Source organism: Arthrobacter sp. SE2 (assembly GCF_058244265.1).
Genome location: NZ_JBZAYA010000008.1, coordinates 60497 through 84412 on the forward strand (window position 1 = coordinate 60497; position 23916 = coordinate 84412).

The 23916-nt window shown below is 64.6% G+C and carries 18 protein-coding genes, 1 pseudogene and 1 riboswitch; of the genes and pseudogenes, 7 read left to right on the plus strand and 12 right to left on the minus strand.

Features of this window, described 5'->3' with window-relative positions; translation table 11 throughout:
- Positions 1-130: 130 nt before the first annotated feature.
- Positions 131-2791 (minus strand): exo-alpha-sialidase, encoded by a 2661-nt coding sequence (locus tag AC4CS3_RS12710; RefSeq protein WP_490783787.1) that lies wholly within the window; start codon positions 2789-2791, stop codon positions 131-133.
- A 283-nt stretch (positions 2792-3074) separates the two neighbouring features.
- Here AC4CS3_RS12710 and AC4CS3_RS12715 point away from each other — a divergent pair, with 283 nt between their 5' ends.
- Positions 3075-5063, plus strand: coding sequence for an APC family permease (locus tag AC4CS3_RS12715; protein ID WP_490783788.1), 1989 nt, complete (start codon positions 3075-3077; stop codon positions 5061-5063).
- A 65-nt stretch (positions 5064-5128) separates the two neighbouring features.
- Here the strand turns inward: AC4CS3_RS12715 and AC4CS3_RS12720 are convergent, their stop codons facing one another.
- The 3 genes from AC4CS3_RS12720 to AC4CS3_RS12730 form a co-directional block, all read right to left on the minus strand.
- Positions 5129-5470, minus strand: a complete 342-nt coding sequence (locus AC4CS3_RS12720) for a P-II family nitrogen regulator (protein ID WP_345447857.1) — start codon at positions 5468-5470, stop codon at positions 5129-5131.
- The gene (locus AC4CS3_RS12725; RefSeq protein ID WP_490783789.1) at positions 5467-6882 is read right to left on the minus strand and encodes an ammonium transporter; all 1416 of its coding nucleotides are present in this window, start codon (positions 6880-6882) and stop codon (positions 5467-5469) included. Before AC4CS3_RS12725 ends, AC4CS3_RS12720 begins: the two co-directional genes overlap by 4 nt.
- Before the next feature lie 270 nt (positions 6883-7152).
- On the minus strand, positions 7153-7728 hold the full coding sequence (locus tag AC4CS3_RS12730; RefSeq protein ID WP_059388136.1) for a helix-turn-helix domain-containing protein: 576 nt from the start codon (positions 7726-7728) through the stop codon (positions 7153-7155).
- A 303-nt stretch (positions 7729-8031) separates the two neighbouring features.
- On the opposite strand from AC4CS3_RS12730, the gene AC4CS3_RS12735 reads away from it, so the two are divergent.
- Both AC4CS3_RS12735 and AC4CS3_RS12740 read left to right on the plus strand, forming a co-directional pair.
- Positions 8032-9564, plus strand: a complete 1533-nt coding sequence (locus AC4CS3_RS12735) for a sodium:solute symporter family protein (RefSeq protein WP_490783790.1) — start codon at positions 8032-8034, stop codon at positions 9562-9564.
- A 134-nt stretch (positions 9565-9698) separates the two neighbouring features.
- A riboswitch (SAM riboswitch) is annotated at positions 9699-9818 on the plus strand.
- 14 nt (positions 9819-9832) lie between these two features.
- Positions 9833-10147, plus strand: coding sequence for a hypothetical protein (locus AC4CS3_RS12740; RefSeq protein WP_490783791.1), 315 nt, complete (start codon positions 9833-9835; stop codon positions 10145-10147).
- A 38-nt stretch (positions 10148-10185) separates the two neighbouring features.
- On the opposite strand, the gene AC4CS3_RS12745 is transcribed toward AC4CS3_RS12740, so the two are convergent.
- The gene (locus AC4CS3_RS12745; RefSeq protein ID WP_441413047.1) at positions 10186-10374 is read right to left on the minus strand and encodes a hypothetical protein; all 189 of its coding nucleotides are present in this window, start codon (positions 10372-10374) and stop codon (positions 10186-10188) included.
- 265 nt (positions 10375-10639) lie between these two features.
- Between AC4CS3_RS12745 and AC4CS3_RS12750 the strand changes: the two genes are divergently transcribed.
- On the plus strand, positions 10640-11818 hold the full coding sequence (locus AC4CS3_RS12750; RefSeq protein WP_490783792.1) for a VIT1/CCC1 transporter family protein: 1179 nt from the start codon (positions 10640-10642) through the stop codon (positions 11816-11818).
- A gap of 46 nt (positions 11819-11864) precedes the next feature.
- A complete protein-coding gene (locus tag AC4CS3_RS12755; protein ID WP_490783793.1) occupies positions 11865-12785 on the plus strand; it encodes a matrixin family metalloprotease in 921 nt (306 codons plus the stop codon).
- Positions 12786-12955: 170 nt separating this feature from the next.
- Here AC4CS3_RS12755 and AC4CS3_RS12760 read toward each other — a convergent pair whose 3' ends face one another.
- Both AC4CS3_RS12760 and AC4CS3_RS12765 read right to left on the minus strand, forming a co-directional pair.
- Entirely contained in the window at positions 12956-13903 is a 948-nt protein-coding gene (locus AC4CS3_RS12760; protein WP_490783794.1) for a polysaccharide deacetylase family protein, read from the minus strand.
- Between the two features lie 11 nt (positions 13904-13914).
- Positions 13915-15444: a purine-cytosine permease family protein gene (locus AC4CS3_RS12765; protein ID WP_490783795.1), complete on the minus strand. Its 1530-nt coding sequence runs from the start codon at positions 15442-15444 to the stop codon at positions 13915-13917.
- 108 nt (positions 15445-15552) lie between these two features.
- On the opposite strand from AC4CS3_RS12765, the gene AC4CS3_RS12770 reads away from it, so the two are divergent.
- Together AC4CS3_RS12770 and AC4CS3_RS12775 are read left to right on the plus strand one after the other, a co-directional pair.
- Entirely contained in the window at positions 15553-17034 is a 1482-nt protein-coding gene (locus tag AC4CS3_RS12770) for a PucR family transcriptional regulator (RefSeq protein WP_490783796.1), read from the plus strand.
- 103 nt (positions 17035-17137) lie between these two features.
- Positions 17138-17704 carry a dihydrofolate reductase family protein gene (locus tag AC4CS3_RS12775; RefSeq protein WP_490783797.1) on the plus strand — a complete coding sequence of 189 codons (567 nt, stop codon included), beginning with the start codon at positions 17138-17140 and terminating at the stop codon, positions 17702-17704.
- Between the two features lie 31 nt (positions 17705-17735).
- Here AC4CS3_RS12775 and purU read toward each other — a convergent pair whose 3' ends face one another.
- The 5 genes and pseudogenes from purU to AC4CS3_RS12800 all read right to left on the minus strand — a co-directional run.
- Positions 17736-18635, minus strand: a complete 900-nt coding sequence (gene purU, locus AC4CS3_RS12780) for a formyltetrahydrofolate deformylase (protein WP_490783798.1) — start codon at positions 18633-18635, stop codon at positions 17736-17738.
- Between the two features lie 2 nt (positions 18636-18637).
- Positions 18638-20029, minus strand: coding sequence for an L-serine ammonia-lyase (locus AC4CS3_RS12785; RefSeq protein ID WP_490783799.1), 1392 nt, complete (start codon positions 20027-20029; stop codon positions 18638-18640).
- Positions 20029-20664, minus strand: coding sequence for a sarcosine oxidase subunit gamma (locus AC4CS3_RS12790; RefSeq protein ID WP_490783800.1), 636 nt, complete (start codon positions 20662-20664; stop codon positions 20029-20031). Before AC4CS3_RS12790 ends, AC4CS3_RS12785 begins: the two co-directional genes overlap by 1 nt.
- Complete coding sequence (locus tag AC4CS3_RS12795) at positions 20657-23602, minus strand: 2Fe-2S iron-sulfur cluster-binding protein (RefSeq protein WP_490783801.1); 2946 nt, start codon at positions 23600-23602, stop codon at positions 20657-20659. The genes AC4CS3_RS12790 and AC4CS3_RS12795 overlap by 8 nt, the downstream gene beginning before the upstream one ends.
- A gap of 23 nt (positions 23603-23625) precedes the next feature.
- Positions 23626-23913, minus strand: a pseudogene (locus AC4CS3_RS12800) (sarcosine oxidase subunit delta); the annotation flags it as partial.
- Positions 23914-23916 lie beyond the last annotated feature (3 nt).

The following is a 23916-nucleotide window of genomic DNA, read 5'->3' on the forward strand; positions in this document are numbered from 1 at the left end:
ATACACTCAAAGTTGCCTTATATGCATCACTTGTTTACACCAACAAAAACCACCAAACTCCCCGCAACAAGACCGGGCCGGGCTCCCCCAAGAGCCCGGCCCAGCTTGTCACTCCATGCTCCCTCGCGGGCTATTGGCCCCCAAAGGGCGTCACGTGGAAGTCTCCGAATGACACTTGATGGCCTTCCGAGTCCAGCACGACGAGGCTGTCCATTCCGTTTTTGACATCGTTGGGCAGCACGAAGGAAAGGGTGTTTTGCTTCGTGGGGAAGAACCAGCCCAGACGGTATCCACGCTTGTTCAGGTAGACGTAGTACCACTGGCCATACTCGACGTTGTGGACCGTCACGGTTTGTCCAGTACGGTATTTATCCGTTCCGAGCCCCAAGTCCAGCGGCGGATTCGTGCCGATGAGATCCTGGGCAGCCAAGGCAGGCTCCGAGCCGGGCATTGCCGGCTTGATCTTCAGCGCGAGCGCTTGCCTGGCCAATTGAAGGGACGCAACCTTGGTGCCGTTGCCGGCACTGACCGGGATGGTCATCGCCGGGAGTTGCTTGGCAGCAATGTCGGCGTCGGTCAGAGTGTAGGTGGAGGTGCGGCTGACCGACTCACCCACGGCCACGGTTGGCTTGGAAAGCCCAATGGCTGCAGCCGAAAGGTCCGTCAACGCCACATTGCCGCTGTTGGTGACCGTGTAGGCGAAGGTCACCATATCGCCCGGACCGGCAAACCCGTCTCCGTCCACATCGTTGAACGTGGACACCACCGCTCCGCTCAACTGGGGATTGCGGACCAGCAGGTCCACCTCGTCGCCCGTAACGGTGTAATTCTGGGTGGCAGCCCCACTCCCCGTTACCTGCCAGACGGTGCTGGGGACGAAGAATCCCTGGGCCACTTCGTCTGCCGTCACGGTGTGCTGCGGGGTGCCGCAGAGGTAATTTCCCCACACGCCAAGGGAGCTGAACCGGCAGTTGCCCGAACCCGGCGGCAGGAACGGCTGGAAGTTGCCGGACTGCGGGACAACGGATTCCGTCACATTGCCCGTGCTGTACACCCGGAACTTGTAGGGCACGGTGTTCCCTGCCACATACGGATGGGTTGCCAGGTCTCTTCCGGCGTCGTTGCGGGCGCCGAAAATGTAGGCGCCCACCACGTTGCTGGCGGAACCACCCGCAACCGTCACCGGGACGGGCGCGGTAATCGATGACGCCCCGACGTTCAACCTTGCGGTCAGGGGTACCGCACCTGCCTTGGCGTACGACGGCGCCGTGACAGTCAGCTGGACAGTCGCCGAGGCGCCCGGATCGAGGGAGGCGAGCTGCGCCGTCGTCGACGTCCAATCCTGCAGGGCGTCGAGGCTGACGGTCGAAGCGGGAAGCGGTGAACTGTCCTTGTTGGTGACGGTCACACTGAGCTGGGTGCTCCCACCGTTCGTGACGGTGGCGGCGCCGGGGACAACGACGGCGGCAACCGGGTTAAGCCAGGCCGTGTCGAATTTCCCGAAGGTGATGGTGTTGTTGTCGCCTTCGTACAGGACACCGAAAGTCCCGTCCGACAGGGCGCTCAACGTGGAGTAGGACATGCTTCCGGGCTTGAAGACGCGGGAGGAGCCCCACGTCTTCCCGTCGTCGGCGGAGTAACGGACCGTGCCGTCCACGCGTGCGCCGCCGGCGGTGGGTGTGGGCGAGTTGGAGAACAGCAGCTTCTTGGCATCGGCCGATCCCGCAGCCGCGTCCGGATACATCCGCGTGATGGAGCCGTTGTTGCGCGGATCCGGGAGCTGCATTTCGGCAACCGGCGTGCTGTAGGTGACACCGCCGTCGGAGGAATATGCCACCTTGCGGAAGTGCGGATTGGCGCCGGTGCTGTCCCGCGAGTTCAACATGACGCGGCCGTCGGAGAGTTCCACCGTCTTGTTCTCGTCCATGCCTGTACCCGTGGGCGTACCCATGTTCCACGTCTTGCCGTGGTCATCGGAGTAGACGCTGTAGGCCTGGATCTGGCGGCTTCCATCAGGCTGGACAATGGTTCCGGCGAATTGCTGGATGAGCCTTCCGGCGTGCGCTCCGTACTTGAGCTGAATGCCCTCGCCGGACGAGGCGAACATGCTGACCACGCCGCCGACATTGGGGACGCCGTTGACAGTGCTGCCGTTTGGCTTGACGGTACCGGTGACCAGCGGACCTCCGAACCCGGCGTAGGCCGAACCCGCCGGATAGCTGGACGGCACCGGCAGGGTGGGCTGATTGGCCGGATCCGTGGACCAGGTGAGTCCGCGGTCGGTGGAGACGGACACTTGTGAGCTGATCACGTTGGGGTCGGAATCGTCGTTGCCGAGCACACTGCCCGCGAATCCCTGGTTCTTGGAGTAGACGTGGAAGTTGAATACCGTCCCGGTGACCTTATCCACGACGTAGCTGGGGTCGCTGAAACCGTATTTCTGCACGCCCGCCGAGCCCATCTGTCCCCGGGCGATGAAGGCGGGACTGCCCCACGTCTTTCCGCCGTCGGTGCTGCGCCGCTGGACGATGGAGTTGGCAGAAGGAGAATCGCCCCCATCGGGACGGCCGTCATAGGAAGCCAGGAGGACTCCGTCGCCCAAATCCGCGAGCGCGACGATTCGGTAGTACTTGCCCAGGACGGGATCGATGGCGTTGTCAGCGTTGGAAGCGAGGACCTGCTCGGTGTAGTTTCCCGGAGGGCTGGAGGGAACGTTGGGACTCGGAAACGGATCCAACGCAGCATAGGCGGGCAAGACGGTTGACGTCACGAGAACTGCGGCGGCTGCCATGGAGGCGGCAAGTCTGCCCCGGCTCCATCCCGGCCGCCTCCTGACCCTGTCACTGAGTAGCGGGTTATTCATGCGTAGCCCTTTCGTATTTTGGTCACATCCAACATAGGACGTTCTATATGCTACGTGATGCCGCTCACATGCCAAATGCTTGAATGCGTCTTTCCAGGAAGTGACCCGCCTCACATGCGGCGTAAAGATTCCATAAAGACCGGCATCCGGTCCCCGCCCCACCCGTACGCTCCATCTGGAGCAGCTTCCACGCTGCGCGCGAAAGGACCATGTGACAACGCTGACCAGGCCACCTGCCGAACCCTCTGACAGGCCCAAACCCGCGGGCGACATCAAACAGGGGCAATTCAAGCGATGGTTGCTCGACGGAATGCCGGAGACGTCCGGAAAGCGCCAAGGTCCGCACGGCAAACCGGACCAGGACCACACGCCGCAGGCCTGGTGGAAAGTCATGTGCCTCACCGGCGTCGACTACTTCTCCACCCTCGGCTACCAGCCCGCCATTGCGGCGCTCGCGGCCGGTATCGTCTCGCCGCTCGCCACGATCGTCCTGGTCGCCGTCACCTTGCTCGGCGCGCTGCCGGTCTACCGCCGGGTCGCCGCCGAAAGCGCGCGCGGCGAAGGCTCCATCGCGATGCTCGAGCGGCTCCTCCCCCGCTGGGGCGGCAAACTCTTCGTCCTCGCCTTGCTGGGATTCGCCGCCACGGACTTCATGATCACCATGACCCTCTCCGCCGCCGATGCGAGCGCCCACGCCATCGAAAACCCCTTCGCCCCGGAATGGCTCCATGGCCAGGAAATCACCATCACCCTGGCGCTCATCGCCGGACTTGGCGTGGTGTTCCTTAGGGGGTTCAAGGAGGCCATCAACGTCGCCGTCGTGTTGGTGGGCGTCTATCTGGTGCTGAACGCCGTCGTCGTCGCGGTCGGCTTGGCGCACGTGGTGACCGAGGCGCATGTGGTGACCGATTGGTGGGCAGCGCTGAACCAGCAGCACGGAAACCCGTTGATCATGGTGGGCATCGCGCTCCTGGTCTTCCCGAAACTTGCCCTGGGCCTCTCAGGGTTCGAGACCGGCGTCGCGGTCATGCCACAGATCAAGGGCAGCCCGAGCGACACGGAGGAAAATCCCGCGGGCCGCATCCGCGGCACCCACAAACTGCTCACGACGGCGGCACTCATCATGAGTGCCTTCCTGGTGGCCTCGAGTTTCATCACCACGTTCCTGATTCCGGCCGCCGAATTCCAGCCGGGAGGGAAGGCAGACGGGCGAGCCCTCGCATTCCTTGCGCACCAGTTCCTGGGCGACGGCTTCGGCACGGTCTATGACATCAGCACCATTGCCATCCTGTGGTTTGCGGGCGCCTCTGCCATGGCCGGCTTGCTGAACCTCGTGCCGCGCTATTTGCCGCGCTTCGGCATGGCACCCGCGTGGACCAAAGCCGTCCGCCCGCTGGTCCTGGTCTTCACCGCAGTTGGATTCATCATCACGTTGGTCTTCGAGGCAAACGTGGAGGCCCAAGGCGGCGCCTACGCCACCGGCGTCCTGGTCCTCATGACCTCGGCCTCCATCGCAGTCACCCTGTCCGCCCGCCGGAAGAAGCAGAAGGCCAAGACCATCGCTTTCGGTGCGGTGGCGGTCGTCTTCGCCTACACCACCGTGGCCAATGTGGTGGAACGTCCGGACGGCATCAGGATAGCGGCCCTGTTCATCCTTGGCATTGTCCTGGTGAGCTTCGCGTCCCGTATACGCCGGTCCTTCGAGCTGCGGGCTACGCACATCAAGATGGACCAGATGGCACTCGAGTTCACGGCCTCCAACGAGGAAGGGCCCATCCGCATCATCGCGCACGAGCCCAAGCGACTGAGTGCCGACCGGTACGAGTTGAAGCTGCAGCATGCCCAGCAGGCCAACCACTTGCCGATAGACAGCGACGCGATCTTCATCGAGATCATCGTGGATGACAGCTCCGACTTCGAGCAGGAACTCTTTGTGGAAGGCAAGGTCCGGCACGGCTTCAAGATCCTGGAGATCCACAGCAACAACGTGCCCAACACCCTGGCCGCGGTGCTCCTCCACATCCGGGACGTCACGGGACTTATGCCGCATATCTATTTCCGCTGGACCGAGGGCAACCCCATCGCCAACCTGAGCAAGTTCCTTTTCTTCGGCGAAGGCGAGATCGCCCCGGTAACCCGCGAAGTGCTGCGCGAAGCCGAACCGGACATCACGCGCAGGCCCTGGGTGCACGTGGGCTGAACATGGCAGTGTGGGTGCCGCTCCTCACGGAGCGGCACCCACACAGTGTTTTCCAGCCGATCGCCCTAGCTGATCGCAGACGCGCCGCGCTCCCCTGTCCGGACTCGCACCGCCTGGGAGACCTCGATGGTCCAGATCTTGCCGTCCCCGAATTGGCCGGTACTGGCGCCGGAGATGATGGCGTCCACTATTCCGTCCACCAGCTCGTCCGTCGCCAGGACCTCCACCCGGATTTTGGGAAGGAGATCGGAGTTGTATTCCGCGCCCCGGTACACCTCGATGTAGCCCCGTTGTTGGCCATATCCGTTCGCTTGGCTCACGGTCATCCCGTTGACTCCAAAGCGTTCCAGGGCTTCCCGGACCTCGTCGATCCGCTCCGGCCTCACGATGGCCGTAACCAGTTTCACGTCGACGCCTTGCTGCGCATCCGATCTGTTTTCCCGTTGGAGCTAGTTTCTGGTTCACCGCTGGAACCCGACGGAGTTTTGCCGTTCTGTGGTTCTCCGGGATTGAAGGATCCGCCGACCATGGCCAACTCGTAGGCGGTTTCCGCGTGCTCCGTGATGTCGATGCCCGCCAGCTCTTCGTGCTCCTTGACGCGCATGCCCACAGTCTTGTGGATGGCCAGCCCGATGAGCGTCGTCATGATCGCCGTCCACGCGGTGACCACCAGCGCCGTCAATATTTGGGGCCAGAACTGGGTCAGGCCGCCGCCGTAGAAAAGACCGCCTTCAGTCTTTGCCGAAGGTACGGCGAAGAATCCGAGGGACAGGGTCCCCCACAGGCCGCCGACAAAGTGGACGGCAACAACGTCCAAGGAATCGTCCAGGCCGATCTTGAACTTCAGTCCGATGGCCAGCGCGCAGACGGCACCGGCGATGACGCCAATGACGATCGCGCCAATCGGATCCACGAATCCACAGGCCGGGGTGACTGCCACCAAGCCCGCGACGGCGCCGGATGCGGCGCCGAGGGACGTGGCGTGGCCGTCGCGGAGCCTTTCGACAAGCAGCCAGCCGAGGAGCGCTGCGCTTGTGGCCAGGAGGGTATTTGTCCAGGCGAGCGCGGCGATTCCATCAGCGGCCAGTTCCGAACCGGCGTTGAATCCAAACCAGCCGAACCACAGCAGGCCTGCCCCGAGCATCACGAAGGGGAGGTTGTGCGGCCGGATGTTGGGATCTTTCATGAATCCGAGCCGTTTGCCGAGCACGACTGCCAGCATCAGTCCGGCCATGCCCGCATTCATGTGGACGACGGTGCCACCGGCAAAGTCGAGGGCTGAGATCTTGCTGCCGATGATCCCGGTGGAACCGAAGAGCCCGCCACCCCAGACCCAGTGGGCGATGGGAGCGTAGACGATGGTGACCCAAAGACCGGCAAACAGCAGCCACGGGCCAAACCTGACACGTTCAGCCACAGCGCCGCTGATCAGCGCGACAGTGATGATGGCGAACGTGGCTTGGAATCCTATGAAGACCATGTCCGGCAGCCCGGGGGCTTTCCCGCCAATGACGTTGGCCAGTCCGCTGAGTCCGAAGTTCGCGAAGGGATCTCCGATGAAGCCGCCCAGGGTATCCGGGCCGAACGCGAGTCCGTAGCCCCACAGGGCCCAGACCACCGCGACCACGCCAATGGCACCGAAGCTCATCATCATGATGTTGAGGACGGACTTCATCCTGACCAGGCCGCCGTAGAAGAACGCCAAACCTGGCGTCATGAGAAGAACGAGGGCGGAAGCTGCAAGCATCCAGGCTGTTGCGCCGGGATCGAGGGTCTGGGGGTTCACATCCAGCCCTACGCTGAAGAATACTGGGTTCATTTCGGGAGCCTTCCTGCATATACGGCGCTCCATGGCGCCCGCACGGCGAGACCATTTTTAAAACGAACAGGTCCTGGTACCTCACGGGTTACCGACCTTGACAAGTTGCGTTGACTCGAACGTACAGTCGGCCTGTTTCAGCCTTCGGCACGGTTCATTTCAGGCACGTAACACCAAAGGCCCTAGGGTTAAATCCGGAAGTCAGTCATGTTTCAGGCGTGTAACACGCCGCGTGTCGGCCTCGTACGCCGGGTGGGCAAGGCGCCAGCGTCAGCGGCTGGCTGCCGGCACCAGGATCCAGAGCACCTCGACGGGCTCGTCCGTCGGATTGACCCAGGTGTGCGGCTCGCGGCCCGGGAAGGACAGCGTGTCTCCCTCTTCGAGCTCGTACTCCTCGTTGGTGAGGATCAATTTGATCCGGCCCTTGACGACGTGGAGGACATCGACGTCACAATCGACGGCGTAAAGCTCGGCTTCTCCGCGGCCGCGTGGCTCGATGGAGGCCTGCAGGATCTGCAACCGCCGTTCCGATCGGGCAGTCAGGAGCCGCTCCACGATGCCCTGGCCACCGAGCGAAATCCGCGGCCCGTCGTCGCGCCGGGTCAGGTGCGTCTCCGGTGCAGCGAAAAGGTCTCCGATGGACACTGAAAGAACTTGGCAAAGCGTCACAAGGGAAGCGACCGACGGCGATGTCAGGTCACGCTCCACACGGCTCAGGAACCCTTTGGTCAGGCCGGTGGCGTCGGCAACCTGCTCGATGGTGAGCCGCTGCGATTGGCGGGCGGCGCGGATTCTGGAACCGATGGCAACGGGGACGTTGCTCGGTTCAACGGGGAGAGCCTTCATTCACGAACCTTTCAGGCCGTTTATGCGGCCCTGTCATTGCAGCAATAGTAGCCGGATCGCCCGCGTGGCAGGGCCTTTGGCTAGCTGGAGGGCCGCCGATGAGTCCGCTGCGCAAGACAGCGTCTTGACTGTTACTCGCATCACTACGTATCCTCATAGGCAACAAGTGTTGTTTGTGAGGCATACATCACAGACTACTCTCCCCAATCACCAGCGCAGAGACCTTCCGCAACCCCGCACGAAACCCAGCGGACCGGCGTCGGAATCCCCCGGAGCTCTGCGCATCACTTTCAGGAGCCAACCGTGGACTCTTCGTTCATCAATATTGCGATCGTGGTGGTGTATTTGCTCGCCATGCTGGCCTTCGGCTGGTGGGGCAAGTCGCGCACCAAGAACAATAGCGACTTCCTGGTGGCAGGACGCCGCCTCGGTCCGATGCTCTACACCGGCACCATGGCCGCCGTCGTCCTCGGCGGCGCATCGACGGTTGGCGGCGTCGGTCTCGGCTACAAGTTCGGCGTCTCCGGCATGTGGCTGGTGGTCGCGATCGGTTCGGGCGTGCTCCTCCTGAGCCTGCTTTTCGCCGGCACCATCCAGCGACTGAAGATCTACACGGTCTCCCAGATGCTGAGCCTGCGTTACGGCCAGCGCGCCACGCAGACCTCCGGCATCGTCATGCTGGCCTACACCCTCATGCTGTGCGCCACGTCCACTGGCGCCTACGCCACCATCTTCGTTGTCCTCTTCGGCTGGGAGCGCTGGCTTGCCATCGCCGTCGGCGGCGCAATCGTCCTCGTCTACTCCACCATCGGCGGCATGTGGTCCATCACCCTCGCCGACCAGGTGCAGTTCATCATCAAGACTGTGGGCATCTTCTTCCTCATGCTCCCGTTCGTCCTCAACGCCGCCGGCGGCTTCGACGGCATCCGTGCCCGGGTTGACGCCAGCTTCTTCCAGTTGGACGGCATCGGAGCGCAGACCATCGTCACGTACTTCGTGGTCTACACCCTGGGCCTCCTGATCGGCCAGGACATCTGGCAGCGCGTCTTCACCGCCAAGACCCCCAAGGTGGCCCGTTGGGGCGGCGCCACTGCCGGCATCTACTGCGTCCTGTACGGCGTCGCCGGCGCCTTGATCGGCCTGGCCGCCCGCGTGGCCCTGCCCAACATCGACGTGAAGGCCCTTGGCAAGGATGTTGTCTACGCCGAGGTAGCCACCCACATCCTGCCGATCGGCATCGGCGGCCTCGTCATGGCCGCGGCGGTCGCGGCCATGATGTCCACCGCTTCCGGGGCCCTCATCGCCGCGGCCACCGTTGCCCGCGCCGACGTAGTCCCGTTCGTGGCCAGCTGGTTCGGCAAGACAATCAACACCGACGACACCGAAAACCCCGAGCACGACGTCAAGGCCAACCGGTACTGGGTCCTTGGCCTGGGCATCGTGGCCGTGCTGATCTCGATGGCGGCGCAAGACGTCGTGGTGGCCCTGACCATTGCCTACGACATCCTGGTGGGTGGACTCCTGGTTGCCATCCTGGGCGGCCTGGTCTGGAAGCGCGGCACCGGTATTGCCGCGGCCTGGTCCATGGCAGTCGGGTCCGTACTGACGCTTGGCCTGCTGATCGCCTACGCCACGGGAATCATCCCCAGCGAAGACGGCGTCTACGCCAACGATCCCATCTACTGGGGCCTCGGCGCCTCGCTCCTGGTCTACGTTGTGGTCTCCCTGCTGACCCCGCCAACCGAGCCCGCGGTCCGCGAAGCTTGGGACCGCCGCGTTGCCGGAGCGGCCGTGGAGGAACTCCCCTTGGAAGCCCACCCGGTTGCCAGCCACTAAGCTTCACAGAACCAAGTACGACGGCGGCGCCGCACCTTCTCCTCGAGGGTGCGGCGCCGCTGCCGTTTGGAACCGTTTCTACCGGGCCTTAATACCGGGCAGCGATTGTACCGTTCCATGTACAGTAGGAAGAGCTTCAAGAGATGTGGTGCCAAGCTCCGACTTGCCACACGCCAACCCCATGTTCACGGGTGGTTCGGATGAAGAAGCGGCCCGGCTCGGACCAGAGACAACCGAACGGGCAAGAGCAACTCCACAGGAGAAGGCCATGCCTTTCGAAAACGGCGCCGGCGCCGACCGCACCACCCAGTCTGGCACCCTATTGTTGCCCCGCCCCCGGCGGGTGGACGAGTTCGTCCGGGTGATTCCAGGCGTCGACCTGTCCCAAGGCTCCATCACGTTCGTGGTGGACGGGAACTTGGAACGCTATTGGCATCATGAGCCGCGGCTCATCACCGAAGCGCTCTCAAAGGCGGTCCAGCCCGCCCGCTGGTTCCCGGCGACACGGAAACTCACCCTTACGGTGGCGGCAACCGGGCACCGGGCAGGCGTGCAGAAGCACTTCATCCTGAGCGCGTTTTAGCTGCCAGGGTTTAGCACGTCGGGTTTAGCGAGCCGGGGCTATTCGATATCTTCAGCCTCACGGTGTTCGTCGGCATCGAGGGCAACCGGCCGCTCGTCGTCGTCAAGAACCTCGGATTGGTCCTCCCAGTCCTCGTCCACCGCCAGGTCCTCGTTGTAGTCATAGGCGGGATCGGCCTCGACCGTGGGACGGTCGGGGTGGCGGGCGTGGGTCTCGGTGCTGTCCATGGTGCAACCTCCGTTCGACGTGCCGCTGAGCCCATCGCACAGGCATAGGAGGCAACCGTCCAGCGCTACCCCGCCAATTCGTGGACCCTGTCCATCCATCCCAGCACTGCCCCCAGCCGCGGTCAAGGCTTCCCGGGAGCCTCCTGTTTTTGAGGGGGACCTAAATTCTCCAGTGAGGATTACCGGCCGAAAAACCGCGGAAATTGGCGATAGAGTGGAGCCGCAATGAGGCGATGAAGCCCGCCCCAGCAACCCAGGAGTCCCGGTGCAACCGCACACAAAACCCTCGCATCCAGACAACTCGCATTCAGACAATCCGCAGGACTCAAGCAGTCCATCGCAAGACGTAGCAGCCCCCAAGACTCCCCCGTCGTCGTCGGACATCAAGCGCTGGCGGCAGTACCTGGCGGATGAGCGAGCCGAGGCCGCCGTTTACCGCCAACTGGCGCAGCGTCGTGACGGCGAGGAACGCGAAATCCTCTTGGCCCTCGCAGAGGCTGAAGGCCGCCATGAGGCACACTGGCTCAAGCTCCTCGGCGAACATGCCGGCATGCCTAAGGCGGCCTCGGTCCGAAGCCGAATGCTCGGCTTCCTGGCCCGGAACTTCGGATCTGTGTTCGTGCTGGCCCTCGCCCAACGGGCTGAAGGCCGCTCGCCTTACGCGAAGGATCCAGCAGCGACCCGCGCCATGGCGGCCGACGAACAGATCCACGAAGAAGTAGTCCGCGGCCTGGCGACGCGCGGCCGCAACAGGTTGTCCGGCACCTTCCGCGCCGCCGTATTCGGCGCCAATGATGGCCTGGTCAGCAACCTTTCCCTCGTGATGGGCATGGCGGCCACCGGCGTTCCCGCCACCGTGGTCCTGTTCAGCGGCATCGCGGGCCTGCTGGCGGGCGCCCTGTCCATGGGTGCCGGCGAGTATGTCTCGGTCCGCTCGCAACTCGAGCTCCTCAAGGCCACCCGGCCCACCCAGGCCACGCTGACCGCAGCCCCTGCACTGGACATCGAGCACAATGAGCTGGTCCTCGTGTATCTGGCCCGGGGCATGTCCCGCGAAGCCGCCGAACACCGGGCCGCCGAACGCATGGGCCTCTACAGCTGCGATTGCGATCCCAGCCTCTCGCTCCACCCCGAAGTGGAAGAAACCGTCAATGAGCACCAGGCCGTAGGCTCCGCCTGGGGCGCCGCAATCTCGAGCTTCTGCTTCTTCGCTTCGGGCGCCATCGTGCCCATCCTGCCGTTCATCTTCGGCATGACGGGCTTCGCGGCGCTTGCTGTGGCCGGTACGCTGGTGGGCATCGCGCTTCTGTCGACCGGCGCCGTCGTCGGCTTGTTGTCCGGAACCTCGCCGCTGACCCGCGGCCTCCGGCAGCTGGCCATCGGGCTCGGTGCGGCGGCGGCAACGTATGGGCTGGGACTCGTCTTCGGCGCAGTCATCGGTTAGTAGCGCCGGCCCGACGGGGCGCCGGTGCAGGGACTTGGGGGAAGACTTGCATTCAAACTACGGTTACGACGGCGGTCCGCCGTCCAAGCGCCCCAGTACCGTTCTGGCGCTGTTCCGAAACTTGCTGGTGGTGGCGGCGGTTGCTGCCGTAGCCGTGCTTGTCAGTGGATTCCTCCGCGGCGGCCCCGGCATCACAGGTTTGCTTCCAAACCTGACCCCTTCTGCCCATGCCACCGCAAACACGCCCGGGCAGGACGGGGCTCCCGGGCAGGGACCACAAAAGGCGGCTCGTGCGCCGGATACCCCACCGCCTGGACTGGAGGAAGCCGGGCAGCCGCTCGGCTCCCCCGCGAAGCCTGCGGCAGCCAGCGGCTCCTACAAATTCCTGGCCACCAACGCCGACGGCACCCCCGTTGGCTACTCTCCGTGCCGGCCGCTGCACTACGTGGTCAACGCAGCCCTCGCCCCGGCCGGATCCGAGGGGCTCATCGCCGACGCCATCGCCAAGATCGCTGCCGCCACCGGCCTCAAATTCGTTGACGACGGCCCCAGCACGGAAAGCCCCTCCGAGAAGCGCAAGCCCTACCAGCCCGCGCTCTATGGAGATCGTTGGGCACCGCTGTTGATTTCCTGGACCACGCCCGCGGCGGCTCCGGCGTTGGCAGGAACCGTTATCGGAACCGGCGGCAGCACCATGTACAGCTTCGGCACCGGACCCAAGAGCTACGTCTCCGGAAGCCTGGACCTCGACGCCCCGCAAATCACGGAACTGCTGGGCGTCCCCGGGGGCGCGCATTACGTCTCCGCCGTGATTCAACACGAACTTGGCCACGTCGTGGGCCTTGACCACGTAGAGGACCCCATCCAGCTCATGTATCCGGAGATCGGCGCCCCGGATGGCCTGGCAGCCGGAGACCTGAACGGACTCTACAAACTCCACACGGCCCCGTGCCGGAGCGATCTCTAGCCCAGTCGAGGCCCTGCCTGAGCTATGCCCCACCCAACTAGTCCCCACCGCCACCCTTGCCTCGCAAGCTCGGCCAGGGAACCCTTGCGGCGTGGGCCCACGCATTAGATGCCGTTTTGAGCCCTGATAACGACAACAACTGCGAGTTAGTTGGGCGGGGACGGGTTGAGCTATCTGGGGATGGCTTCCAGCAAACGGGCAGGCTTGAAGCTGGCTCCTGCGCCTGGGTAGGAGGGGACCTCGATCCGGGCATGGCTGTGGATCTCGTTGACCGTGGCCATGGCGTGTTCGGCGATCCGCTCCAAAGTGGTCACCCACATCCCGTCCATGGCCTTGACGCGTTCGATCAGCCGCTCCAAGGCAACGGCCTTGGATGGACGGCCGGAGATGAACGGGTGGTTGGTCAAGACGAAGCAACTGCCTTGGGCGTGGTGGGCTTCGGCTTCGAGGGTCCACATCTCCAAGACCTTGGCCGGACTCTCGATGACGCCGCTTCCTGTTACTCCCGGGTAGAACGCGTATTGTTCCCAATCGTCCAGGGCCCAATCGACCGGAATCTCAACAATGTCCCGTGAATCACCCGAGGCGACCGCCATGCGGTAGGGGGCATCGCCGTCGAGCAGGCTTGAATCGTAGAGGAAGCCCCGGTCCGCGAGCAGCGCCGGCGAGTGCCAGTTCAGCTCCCACCACGGTGCCCTGAAGCCGACCGGCCTGACCCCGGCTACCTTCGCGAGGGCTTCGAGCCCGCGATCCAGGTAGCTGGCCTCGGTGGCGGCATCGATTCCCTGCATGGGTTCGTGCAGGTAGCCGTGGTGGGCGACTTCATGGCCGCCGTCGACGATCCGCCGCACCACGTCCGGGTAGCTTTCCGCCGTGAACCCCGGGATGAAGAAGGTTCCCTGGATCTCTTGGCGCCCGAGGATCTTCAGGAGGCGCGGAACGGCGACCCGGGGGCCGTAGGACTGGTGGCTCATGAGGGACATGCGCCTGGTGCTTGTGGGATCGTGCGCAATGGTGCACGATTCGGCGTCGACGTCGAACGTGAACGACGCCGCCGCCTTGAAGTTTTCGGGCCACGTGATCGGGTGTGCCTCGTCAGGGAAAGCGTTGGTGGTCATCGGGGTTCCTCTCAGTCGTTGACCAGATTGGCGACGGCGTCTTCCGCAAGGGGCTGCGACGTCGCGGCTGCAGAGGAAACCGCGCCTGCGGACGGCAGCGGAAGGTATCGGGCATGAACCCGTGGGCCTAGTGCGCCGTAAACCGCCGCGGCAACGAGCCCGCCTGCCAGCCAGGACAAGTCGATCCCGCCCATGGCCGTGGCGATGGGGCCCTGCATGATCGGCAGAACGCCGTACATGAACAGCCACGTGGCGAAGATTCCTACCAAAAGCGCGGTGATCCCGGCCCAGTTGACTGCCGGGAGCCGACGTGTGCCCACGGGGTCGAAGAGTCGATCGACTGCCACGGGGCTACGCTTGTCCACCCAGAAGTAGTGCACCAGCATGATGCCGCCCCACGCGGCTACCCACGCCACGAGGCCGCCGAGCCAGGTGCTCAATGTTGATGCGAAATCCTCCTGCAGGATGAAGAACACGACGCCGACCAGGGCCAGGAGCCCGACAAAAAGGTTCAAGGAACGGCGCTTTGCCTTGATGTCCAATGCCTGCGCGGCCACCGAAAAGGTATAGATATTCAGAATGTTCGTCGCGATGGGACCGTGTAGGACCAGGAACAGGACCGGGATGGCCAGGACGCCGAAGTTGTCGACGATGAGGTGGCCGGGATCGGCCGTGCCGCTCTTCGTTGCCAGGCTGGCGCCGAGGATGCCGAGCCACACTACCGGGAGGAACTGGCCGAATACCGAGGCCAGGTAAACCTTGTGCTTGGGGACGGACTTGCTGACGAAGCGTGAATAATCCGCCGCGTAGGTGAACCAGGTGATCCCCCAGCCGATGCCGATGACCGTCATCACGGTGGTCATGGCGGCGATCCGCGCGCCGCCTTCAAGGACAGCACCGGGAGGGCCCGCGTAGCCCCAGTCGATATTCATGCCGAACCAGGCCACGGCGGACATGGCGATCAGCACCACGATGGTGGGCGGGACGGTCCACTTTTCAAAAGCCGCGATGGCCTTGTAGCCGAACCACGCGATGGTGACCTGGGCGGACATGATCAGGAAGGCCACCACGATCTTGGGGCCCACGTTGGGCTGCTCCGGATCGACCATGCCGAGCTTCCCAAGGAGTGCCATCACCAGGTCCAGGATGATCCAGGTGTTGACGGCGCACCAACCGATTCCGAGGAGTGCCTGGATGGCGCTCGGAAGGTAGTTGCCGCGGCGGCCGAAGACGGCCCGGGCCAGGACCATGCCGGTAGCGCCGGTCCGTTGCCCCAAGAGGACAAACAGGCCAAAGAGTGCCATGCCGATCAGGTTTCCCACCACCAGGACAGTGACGGTATCGGCAAAGCCGAGTCCGAGCTGGACGCCGAGGGCCCCAAGGACCCAGTTGATGGGGGCAAGGTTTGCGCCTGCCCAGATCCAGAATTGGCCCGCTACGCTGCGGGTACGCGCTGATTCGGGAATGGACTGCAGGTTCTGTTCGACGTCGGTCTGCGCCGTTGCAGCCCCAGGCGTCGCAGTGGATAAGTTCTCGTGCATTGGGGGATCCTCCGTGTAGGAAAGGGACTACTTCAATGTATGTGCCCCAGATCACAGCAACAAGATACGATGTGTACGATAGTTCCCCGAAATTAGTTACGGAGTGTCATGTCCCTACTCCTTGCCGACGCTTTCGAACACGAGAGCCTGAGAGCGGCTGAACCAGTCCTGCGAACGGATGTGCCTGGGGCACTGTCCCGGCAGCTCCGCTGGGTCCATTCGAGCGAAGTGCTGGACATTGCTCCGCTGCTGCGGGGCGGCGAGCTGCTTCTGAGCGGCGGGCAGGCTCTCGCCACTGCTTCGGACGAGCGGCGGGTGGACTACGTCCGCCAACTGGCGGCCCGCGGCATCACCGCTTTGGCCATCGAGACGGGTCCCGAGCTGCCCGCGATACCGGAGTCCATGCTCGACGCCGGCCAGATGGCCGGGCTTCCCATCATCGAGTTGTGCAAAGTGGCCCCCTTCGTGGGCATCATGCAAGCCATCAACTCGCGGCTGGTCAGCGAATCGGTGGCGCAATTGCAGTTCGGCGACGAAACGAGCCATGCCATGGCGGCGGAACTCGCGCACGGAGGCGGACTGGATCAGCTCCTTGCCGTGCTGGCCGGCCGGACGGGTTCCAGCGCGAGGCTCGTCTCGCCGTCGGGCATCACTTTGGGAAGCGCGACGGCGGCCGTCCAGCCCGAATCCTGCACCGTCACCACCGTCGATGTGCCCGTCCGCGGCGTGCTGGCAGCCCGCCTGGAGTTGGAAGTACCCGACGACGGCGACGCCAACCTTGCGCGGGTGGCCGGCGAGCGGTGCGTCGATATCCTCGGCTTGGCGTTGCTGCAACGCATGCCACCCGGGCTCAAGGAACTTGCGGGAATCGAGCTCATGCGGGCCATCAGTTCGGGCACCCAGTCGTGGAGACTCCAGCAACTGGGGCCGGCCTCAGGGTTTCCCGCCAGCGGTCCGGTCGCCGCCGTCGTCGTGCGTTCCCCGGCTGCGGGACAGCTCCGGACACGGCTCGACGGCATCCTGGACGACGCGGTTCCGCAAAGTGCGAGCTACGCGGATAACGCCGAATTGATCGCCTTGGCCGCGATCCCCCACGCCACGGCAGTGGCTTCGCGCATCGCGCTCATCCGAGCGCTTGAGGCTTTGGAGGTCCCCGACGGCTCGGTCATTGCCGTGGGTCCGCTTGCGCAGGGAATCGGCGAGGCGCCATGGTCGCTGGCAGAGGCGCGCCGGACGCTTGAACTCATCCCGGGGTCCGAAACCCGGAACGGTGTGGTCGATGCCGAGGACTTCGCGGTCGAGCGCTTGGCGGAAGCAAGCCTCGACGCGGCCGCCCGCGAGGGATTCGTGCGGCGGCAGCTCGGCGCCGTCGTCGAGCATGACGAGCAGCGGCGCTCGGAGCTGATGCGGACCTTGGCGGCATGGCTGGATTCCGGGTGCAATACCGCTCAGTCGGCGCGGGAACTGCACTTGGAAAGGCAGTCGATGCACCACCGGCTCCAGCGGATTTTCGAGTTGTGCGGCGGGGATCCCCGGGGGACGGGCCGGCTGGCCGCCCTTCACTTGGCAACCCGCCTGGCCCGCCTTTAGGCGGCCTCCCCCGATCGTGCCCTGTTCGGCTTGATCCCGGGGTGCTTCACTGGAAGCTACGACGGCGGCCGTGTCGCCTTTCGCCGCAAGGGGAGGTACTCGAATGCGCAAGATCATCCTGATGATGTCGGTCTCTTTGGACGGATTCTTCGAGACGATCGATCGGGACATCAGCTGGGGCCTCGTCGACGACGAACTCCTCGGCTTCTTGAACGGGGAGTTCCGAGGGATGGGGGCCTTCATGTTCGGGCGCATTACTTACGATGTGATGGCCGATTACTGGAACACGGCCGCGCCGGATCCGGACATCTCGGCGCCCATGTTCGAGTTTGCCGGGATCTGGCGCGGGATGCCCAAGTTCGTGTTTTCGCGGACCCTCACACAGGCAGGCTCGAACACCACGGTGATTCACGACGTCGTGCCTGAACACATCGCGGAACTGAAGGCGCAACCCGGCGGCGACATCGTCCTGAGCGGCGCCAATCTGGCTTCCGCGTTAATGCGGCACGGCTTGATCGACGAATTCCGAATTCGCGTAAATCCCGTGGTCTTGGGGCGGGGCCGGCCGCTGTTCGAGGACCCTGGTGTCCGGATGGACCTCAGGCTCGAGGGGACGCACACCTTCGGCAATGGTGTGGTTTTGCTCCGCTACTCACGAAACAGCGCCTGAACGGCCCACCGTTGGGTGGGCCGTTCGAGCACTACTTGAGCACCACGGTCCTGCTGCCTTGCAGGATCACGCGCCCTTCGCAATGCCAGCGGACGGCGTTGCTGAGTGCTTTGCACTCGGTATCGCGCCCGGCCGCGACCAGGTCGTCCGGACCGAAGGTGTGGTCCACTTCCACCACTTGCTGTGCGATGATCGGCCCCTCGTCCAACTCGCCGTTGACGTAGTGCGCGGTGGCACCCACGGTCTTGACCCCCCGCGCGTAGGCCTGGTGGTACGGCTTGGCACCTTTGAAGCTGGGGAGGAACGAGTGATGGATGTTGATTGCCCGGCCGTCCAACTTTCGGGCGAGATCGTCGCTGAGGACCTGCATGTAGCGGGCCAGGACCACCAGTTCGACATCCAGGCGATCGATGAGATCGAGGAGCTGTCCTTCAGCCGCCGCCTTGGTGTCCGGCGTGACCGGCACGTGGAAGAACGGAATGCCGTGCCATTCGACGGTTCGTCTGTGGTCCGGATGGTTGGAGACGACCCCGACAATGTCGATGGGCAGTTCCCCGATGCGGGCCCGGAACAGGAGGTCGTTGAGGCAGTGCTCGAACTTCGAGACCATGATCAACACCCGCCGCTTGGCACCGTGGCGTTGGAGCTGCCAGCGCATGCCGAACTTTTCGGCAACAGGAGCGAAGGATTCCCGCAGCGAGTCGATGGTCGACTGATCCCCATCCGATGCGAAGTGGATCCGCATGAAGAAATGGTGATCCAGTTGGGAGTCGAATTGCTTATTGTCGATGATGTCGCAGCCGTGTTCCAGGAGGAAGCCGGAGACAGCGTGCACGATCCCCCGCGTTTCCGGGCAATCGAGCGTCAGGACATGCTCAACGGTGGTAGCCGGCAGCGCCGAGGCAGCGGTTTCATTCTGTGTGACAGTCATGGCTAGCACTCCACTACGTTGACGGCGAGGCCTCCGCGGGAGGTCTCCTTGTACTTGCTTTTCATGTCCGCTCCTGTCTCTCGCATGGTTTTGATGGCTTTATCAAGGGACACTTTGTGGCTGCCGTCGCCGTGCAGTGCAAGGCGGGCGGCGTTGATGGCCTTCACGCTGGCGATGGCGTTGCGTTCGATGCACGGAATCTGCACCAGCCCGCCAACGGGATCGCACGTGAGGCCGAGGTTGTGTTCAATACCCACTTCGGCGGCGTTCTCCACTTGCTCGGGAGTACCCCCAAGGACTTCGCACAGACCGGCGGCAGCCATGGAACAGGCAGAGCCCACCTCACCCTGGCAACCCACTTCGGCGCCTGAAATGGATGCGTTGATCTTGAACAGGATCCCGACGGCGGCCGCCGCGAGCAGGAAGCGGACCACGCCGTCGTCGTCGGCTCCCTGCACGAAATTCGTGAAGTAGTGCAGCACCGCCGGCACAATGCCGGCCGCACCGTTGGTGGGTGCCGTGACGATGCGGCCGCCCGCGGCGTTTTCCTCGTTCACGGCAAGCGCGAACAAGTTCACCCATTCCATGGCGAGCAACGGGTCTGCCGAGCTTGAACCCTGCAGACCGGCGTCGGTGGCCTTGAGCGTCTTGAACAACGACGGCGCCCGGCGCCGCACGTTCAAGCCTCCCGGCAGGATTCCTTCCGCAGCGCAGCCGTTGTCCACGCATTCGCGCATGACGGCCCAAATCTGCAGCAGCCGCTCGCGAAGTTCGGCTTCGCTGCGCCACACGAGCTCGTTGGCGAGCATGACATCGGAAATGGACATGTCCTCCCGTGCGCAGATCGCCAGGAGCTCGTCCGCGGAGGTGAAGGGATAGGGCAGCACGGTGCTGTCGGCGACGACTTTGTCGCTTCCGGACGCATCGCCGTCCACCACGAAGCCGCCGCCGATCGAGTAGTAGCTGCGTTCGCGTAGCACTTCCCCGGTGTGGTCCAGGGCCCGGAAAGTCATGCCGTTGGGGTGGGCGGGCAAGGATTTGCGTCGGTGCAGGACCACGTCTTCGTCCCAATTGAAGTCCACGCGGTGGTGTCCGGCGATCCGCAATTCGGCGTCCAGGGCTGCGGCCGCTACCTGGTCGTCGGCGGTGGAGGTGTCCACCGTTTCCGGCGCCTGGCCTTGGAGCCCAAGTACTACGGCTTTGTCCGAGCCGTGGCCGCGGCCGGTGGCGCCCAGCGAGCCGAAAAGCTCTGCCTGGACCCGCACCGTTGCCGCGAGTTGCCCGGAGGATTCCAGGCCGTCGGTGAACTGCTTTGCCGCCCGCATCGGGCCGACCGTGTGCGACGACGACGGCCCGATGCCAATGGAAAACAGGTCAAGCACACTCAGTGCCATCAGGGAACCTCGGGAGAAGCGAATTCCCTCATGCCGTCAAGCAGCCAGCGGCCCAGGAACTCGGCGAACGAAGCCCGTGGGAAGATCCGGAAGCTGTCCTCGCTGGTCTTCAACAGCATCGCCGGGATGTTGCCGATTTCCGTGGCCAGAGCCGTCCCGGTGCGGAAGGCGCGGGGGTGCAAGTCCAGCGAGCAGCCCTTTTCAAGGACGTCCCGGGCACGGACGCCGGACAGCTCGAAGGTGGTGCGGTTGGCGGACAAGTCCACCACCTGGCCCGGGTCGTCGCCCAGGGCCTCCACCAGTGCACGGACCAGGTCTCCGCCCAGGGAATCGTGGGCAGATTCCGGTGCGACCACCAGGAATTCGTCCGGCCCAAGCCAGAGGGTGGTGGCCCTCTCATCCCCGCTGATCTCACCGCAGGCGGCCGGCAGTCCGCTGGTCACGGACGCGAGGCGGGCTCCGGCGTCGGACGCCCGGTCAACCCGGACGCCCACCATGGTCTGGAACGGGATCTCCTTCAACGCCACGATTCCAGGCACGGAACCGGACTCAAAGGTCGGTGCAAGGTGCGACGCCGGGCTGCGGCGTGCCGCACGGAGCGTCTCGGGGTTTGCGGGTGTTGCTGTTTCAGCCATCTTTACGGGTCCCTTCAGCGTCGAAAAGTACGGTTTCTCCCACAACGACGTCCAGCAACTGGTCGCCGACGGAGGCCACCAGGGTCTCGCCGATCCGGTTGCGGCCGTTGGTGATCAGTGCCAGGCCGAAGGACCGGCCCAGAGCGGCACTGTGGTAGCTCGAGGTCACGAAGCCCTGCATCGGCACGGGGCCGTATGCCGGGTTGACCGGGATTCCCTTTTCCACGAGCTGGGTGCCTTCCGGAAGACGGAACGAACGGTCCGCCGGCAGTACGCTGACCAAGTGCTTGCGGTCCGTGCGGACCGCGTCCTCGCGGCTGTAGGAACGCTTGCCGATGAAGTCCTTGGCCTTGGAAACGATCCACTCCATCCCGGCGTCCTGCGGGGTGACCGTGCCGTCCGTGTCCTGCCCGACGATCGGGTAGCCCTTCTCGGCACGAAGCACGTGCATGGTCTCGGTGCCGTACGGGGTGATGTTGAACTCGGCCCCTGCCGCAGCAACGGCTTCCCAGGTGTTGAGCCCGTACCAGGACGGAACATTGATTTCGTAGGCAAGCTCACCGGAGAACGAAATCCGGCAAACCCGTGCCTGAACTCCGGAGGCCAGCGTGGTCTCGCGGAACGTCATGAACGGGAACGCTTCGGCGTCCAACCCGCCGTCGGCCGCCAGTTGCGGGGCGACCTTGGCGATCACGGCGCGGGACTTGGGTCCGACGACGGCAATCGTCGTCCATTGTTCAGTCACCGAAGTGCACACCACGTCCAGCTCCGGCCACTCGGTCTGGTGCCATTCCTCGAGCCAGTCGAGGACCTTCGCGGCGCCGCCGGTGGTGGTGGTCATGAAGTAGCGGCCCTCGTCGAGGCGCAAGGTCACGCCGTCGTCGAAGATCATGCCGTCCGGGGTGCACATGACCCCGTAGCGGGCGGAACCCGGGGCGAGTTTCTTGAACGCGTTGGTGTAGATGCGGTTCAGGAACTCCCCGGCATCCTTGCCTCGTATCTCGATCTTGCCGAGGGTGGTGGCGTCCATGAAGCCCACGGATTCCCGCACAGCGGCGCATTCGCGGAGCACGGCAGTGTCCATGTCTTCGCCCGCTTGCGGGTAGTACCACGGGCGCTTCCACTGCCCGACGTCCTCGAAGAGCGCTCCCTGGGAAACATGCCAGGGGTGGATGGAGGTGACGCGGGCGGGGTCGAAGAGCTCGCCGCGCTGGCGCCCGGCCAACGCCGCGAAGGCCACGGGCGTGAACGGTGCCCGGTAGGTCGTGGTTCCGATGTCACCGATGCCGCGGGATGCTTCGCCAGCCTGCTTGAGGGCCGCCGCGATCACGCCGATGGCGTTGACGCCCGAGGTCTTGCCTTGGTCGTTGGCGGTGCTGATGGAGGTGTACCGCTTGATGTGTTCCACCGAGCGCATACCGGCCCCGGTCGAACGAAGCACGTCGGCCACGGACTGGTCGCGCTGGAAGTCGACGAAGTGGTGGTGCCACTCCCCCGCGTTTCCGCTCTGGCCCGGCACCAGCCACAACTGGCGGGTGGGGGCGGAGGCAACCGGCGCCTTCGCCTCTGCTGGAACCGCCTGGGTGCTGAACCCTGCGGCGATAGCGGCCGCGGCACCGGCGGAGACGCCTTCGCCGAGGCAATCCTCCAGTTCGTAGCTTCCGCGGCCGGCGCCGACGACGTGCTGGTCCCTGACCACGGAGCTTGGCACGAAGCCGGCCAGCTCATCGTCCCAGCGCAACTTGCCTTGGCGCTGGCTGTGGAGGTGGACCACGGGACTCCAGCCACCGGAAACCGCCAGCAGATCGCAAGCGATCCGTTCGACGCCCGAGGTGACTTCGCCGTCGTCGTTGAGGCTGCGGATGGTGACGCCGTCGATCCGGCCGTTCTCTCCCGCGCCGGAGGTATCGGCGACGGCGCTGCCGACGAGGACGCGGATGCCGCTTTCGATGGCGGCTGCCGCTTTGTCGCTAAGCTTCGGGCGGGCGTCGACGACGGCGGCGACCTTGACACCAGCGGCCAGCAGATCCGCGGCCAACAGGTAGGCCGAATCGTTGGTGGTCCCGATGACGACCCGCCGCCCTGCAGCGACGGCGTAGCGGTTGAGGTAGCTGCGGACCGCAGAGGCCAGCATGATGCCGGGCCGGTCGTTGTTCTCGAAGACGAGCGGACGCTCATGGGCGCCGGGGGCGAGGACCACCTGCTTGGCACGGATGTGCCAAATACGCTGGCGGGAGACGCCGTCCGCGGCTGGGCTGCCGAGGTGGTCCGTACGGTTCTGTGCCGCGATCACATAGTTCGCGTCGTAGGAGCCGAACGCCGTGGTGCGGTTGAGGACGGTGCATTCGGCGGCGGAGACGAGCTCGGCCTCCACGTCGGCGATCCATTCCAGGGCAGGTTTGCCTTCGATCACTTCGGCGAGTTCCGGGGCGGTGGAGCCGGACAGCATTGAGCCGCCGAGTTCGGGCTGGTCATCGATCAGGATGACCCGGGCGCCGGTGCGGACCGCTTCGCGGGCTGCCGCGAGGCCGGAAGCCCCGCCGCCAACCACCAGGACGTCGGTGTGGACGTATTTCTTGTCGTACTCGGCGCGGTCCTCGTTGGGATCGAGCTTGCCAAGGCCGTTCAGGAACTCAACGTTGAGCCCGTCCACGAGGGACACGGTGGTCGCGGGAAGCATCGACTCCGCGACATGTCCGGGGAAGCGGGCAGCTACCTTGACCAGGGCGTTCGATTCTTCCACTCCGGCGGACATGATGCCGCGGGGCCGATCCTCGTAGAGCGAGTTGCCGACGTTGATGCGGCCGTTAGCCAGCAATGCGGAGGCAACAGTGTCTCCGGGGTGCCCGGCGTATTCCTGGCCGTCCACGGTGAACCGCCAGGAGATGCTGCGGTCGATGCGGCCGCCGGTGGCGAGGCGGGCGTTCTGCGGGGTCACTTCGTGGCTCCTTCCGGAGTGGTGGCTGCTGAGGTGTTCACATCGGGGCGCGGTTCGCCCATTTTGTAGATGGCCTGGATGTCGTAGCTGACAGTGTCGCGGAGCATGTTGAACCATTGGCGGCAACCGGTGCTGTGCACCCAGCGTTCGGCGAAGGCGCCTTTTGTGTTGTCGCGGTAGAACAAGTACTCGGCCCACTGGCGGTCCGTCAGCGCGTCCGGGTTTTCCGGGTAGGCAACGTGGGCCTGGCCGCCGTAGTGGAATTCGGTTTCGTCTCGTGGCCCGCAATTGGGGCAGCTGATGAGCAGCATGGT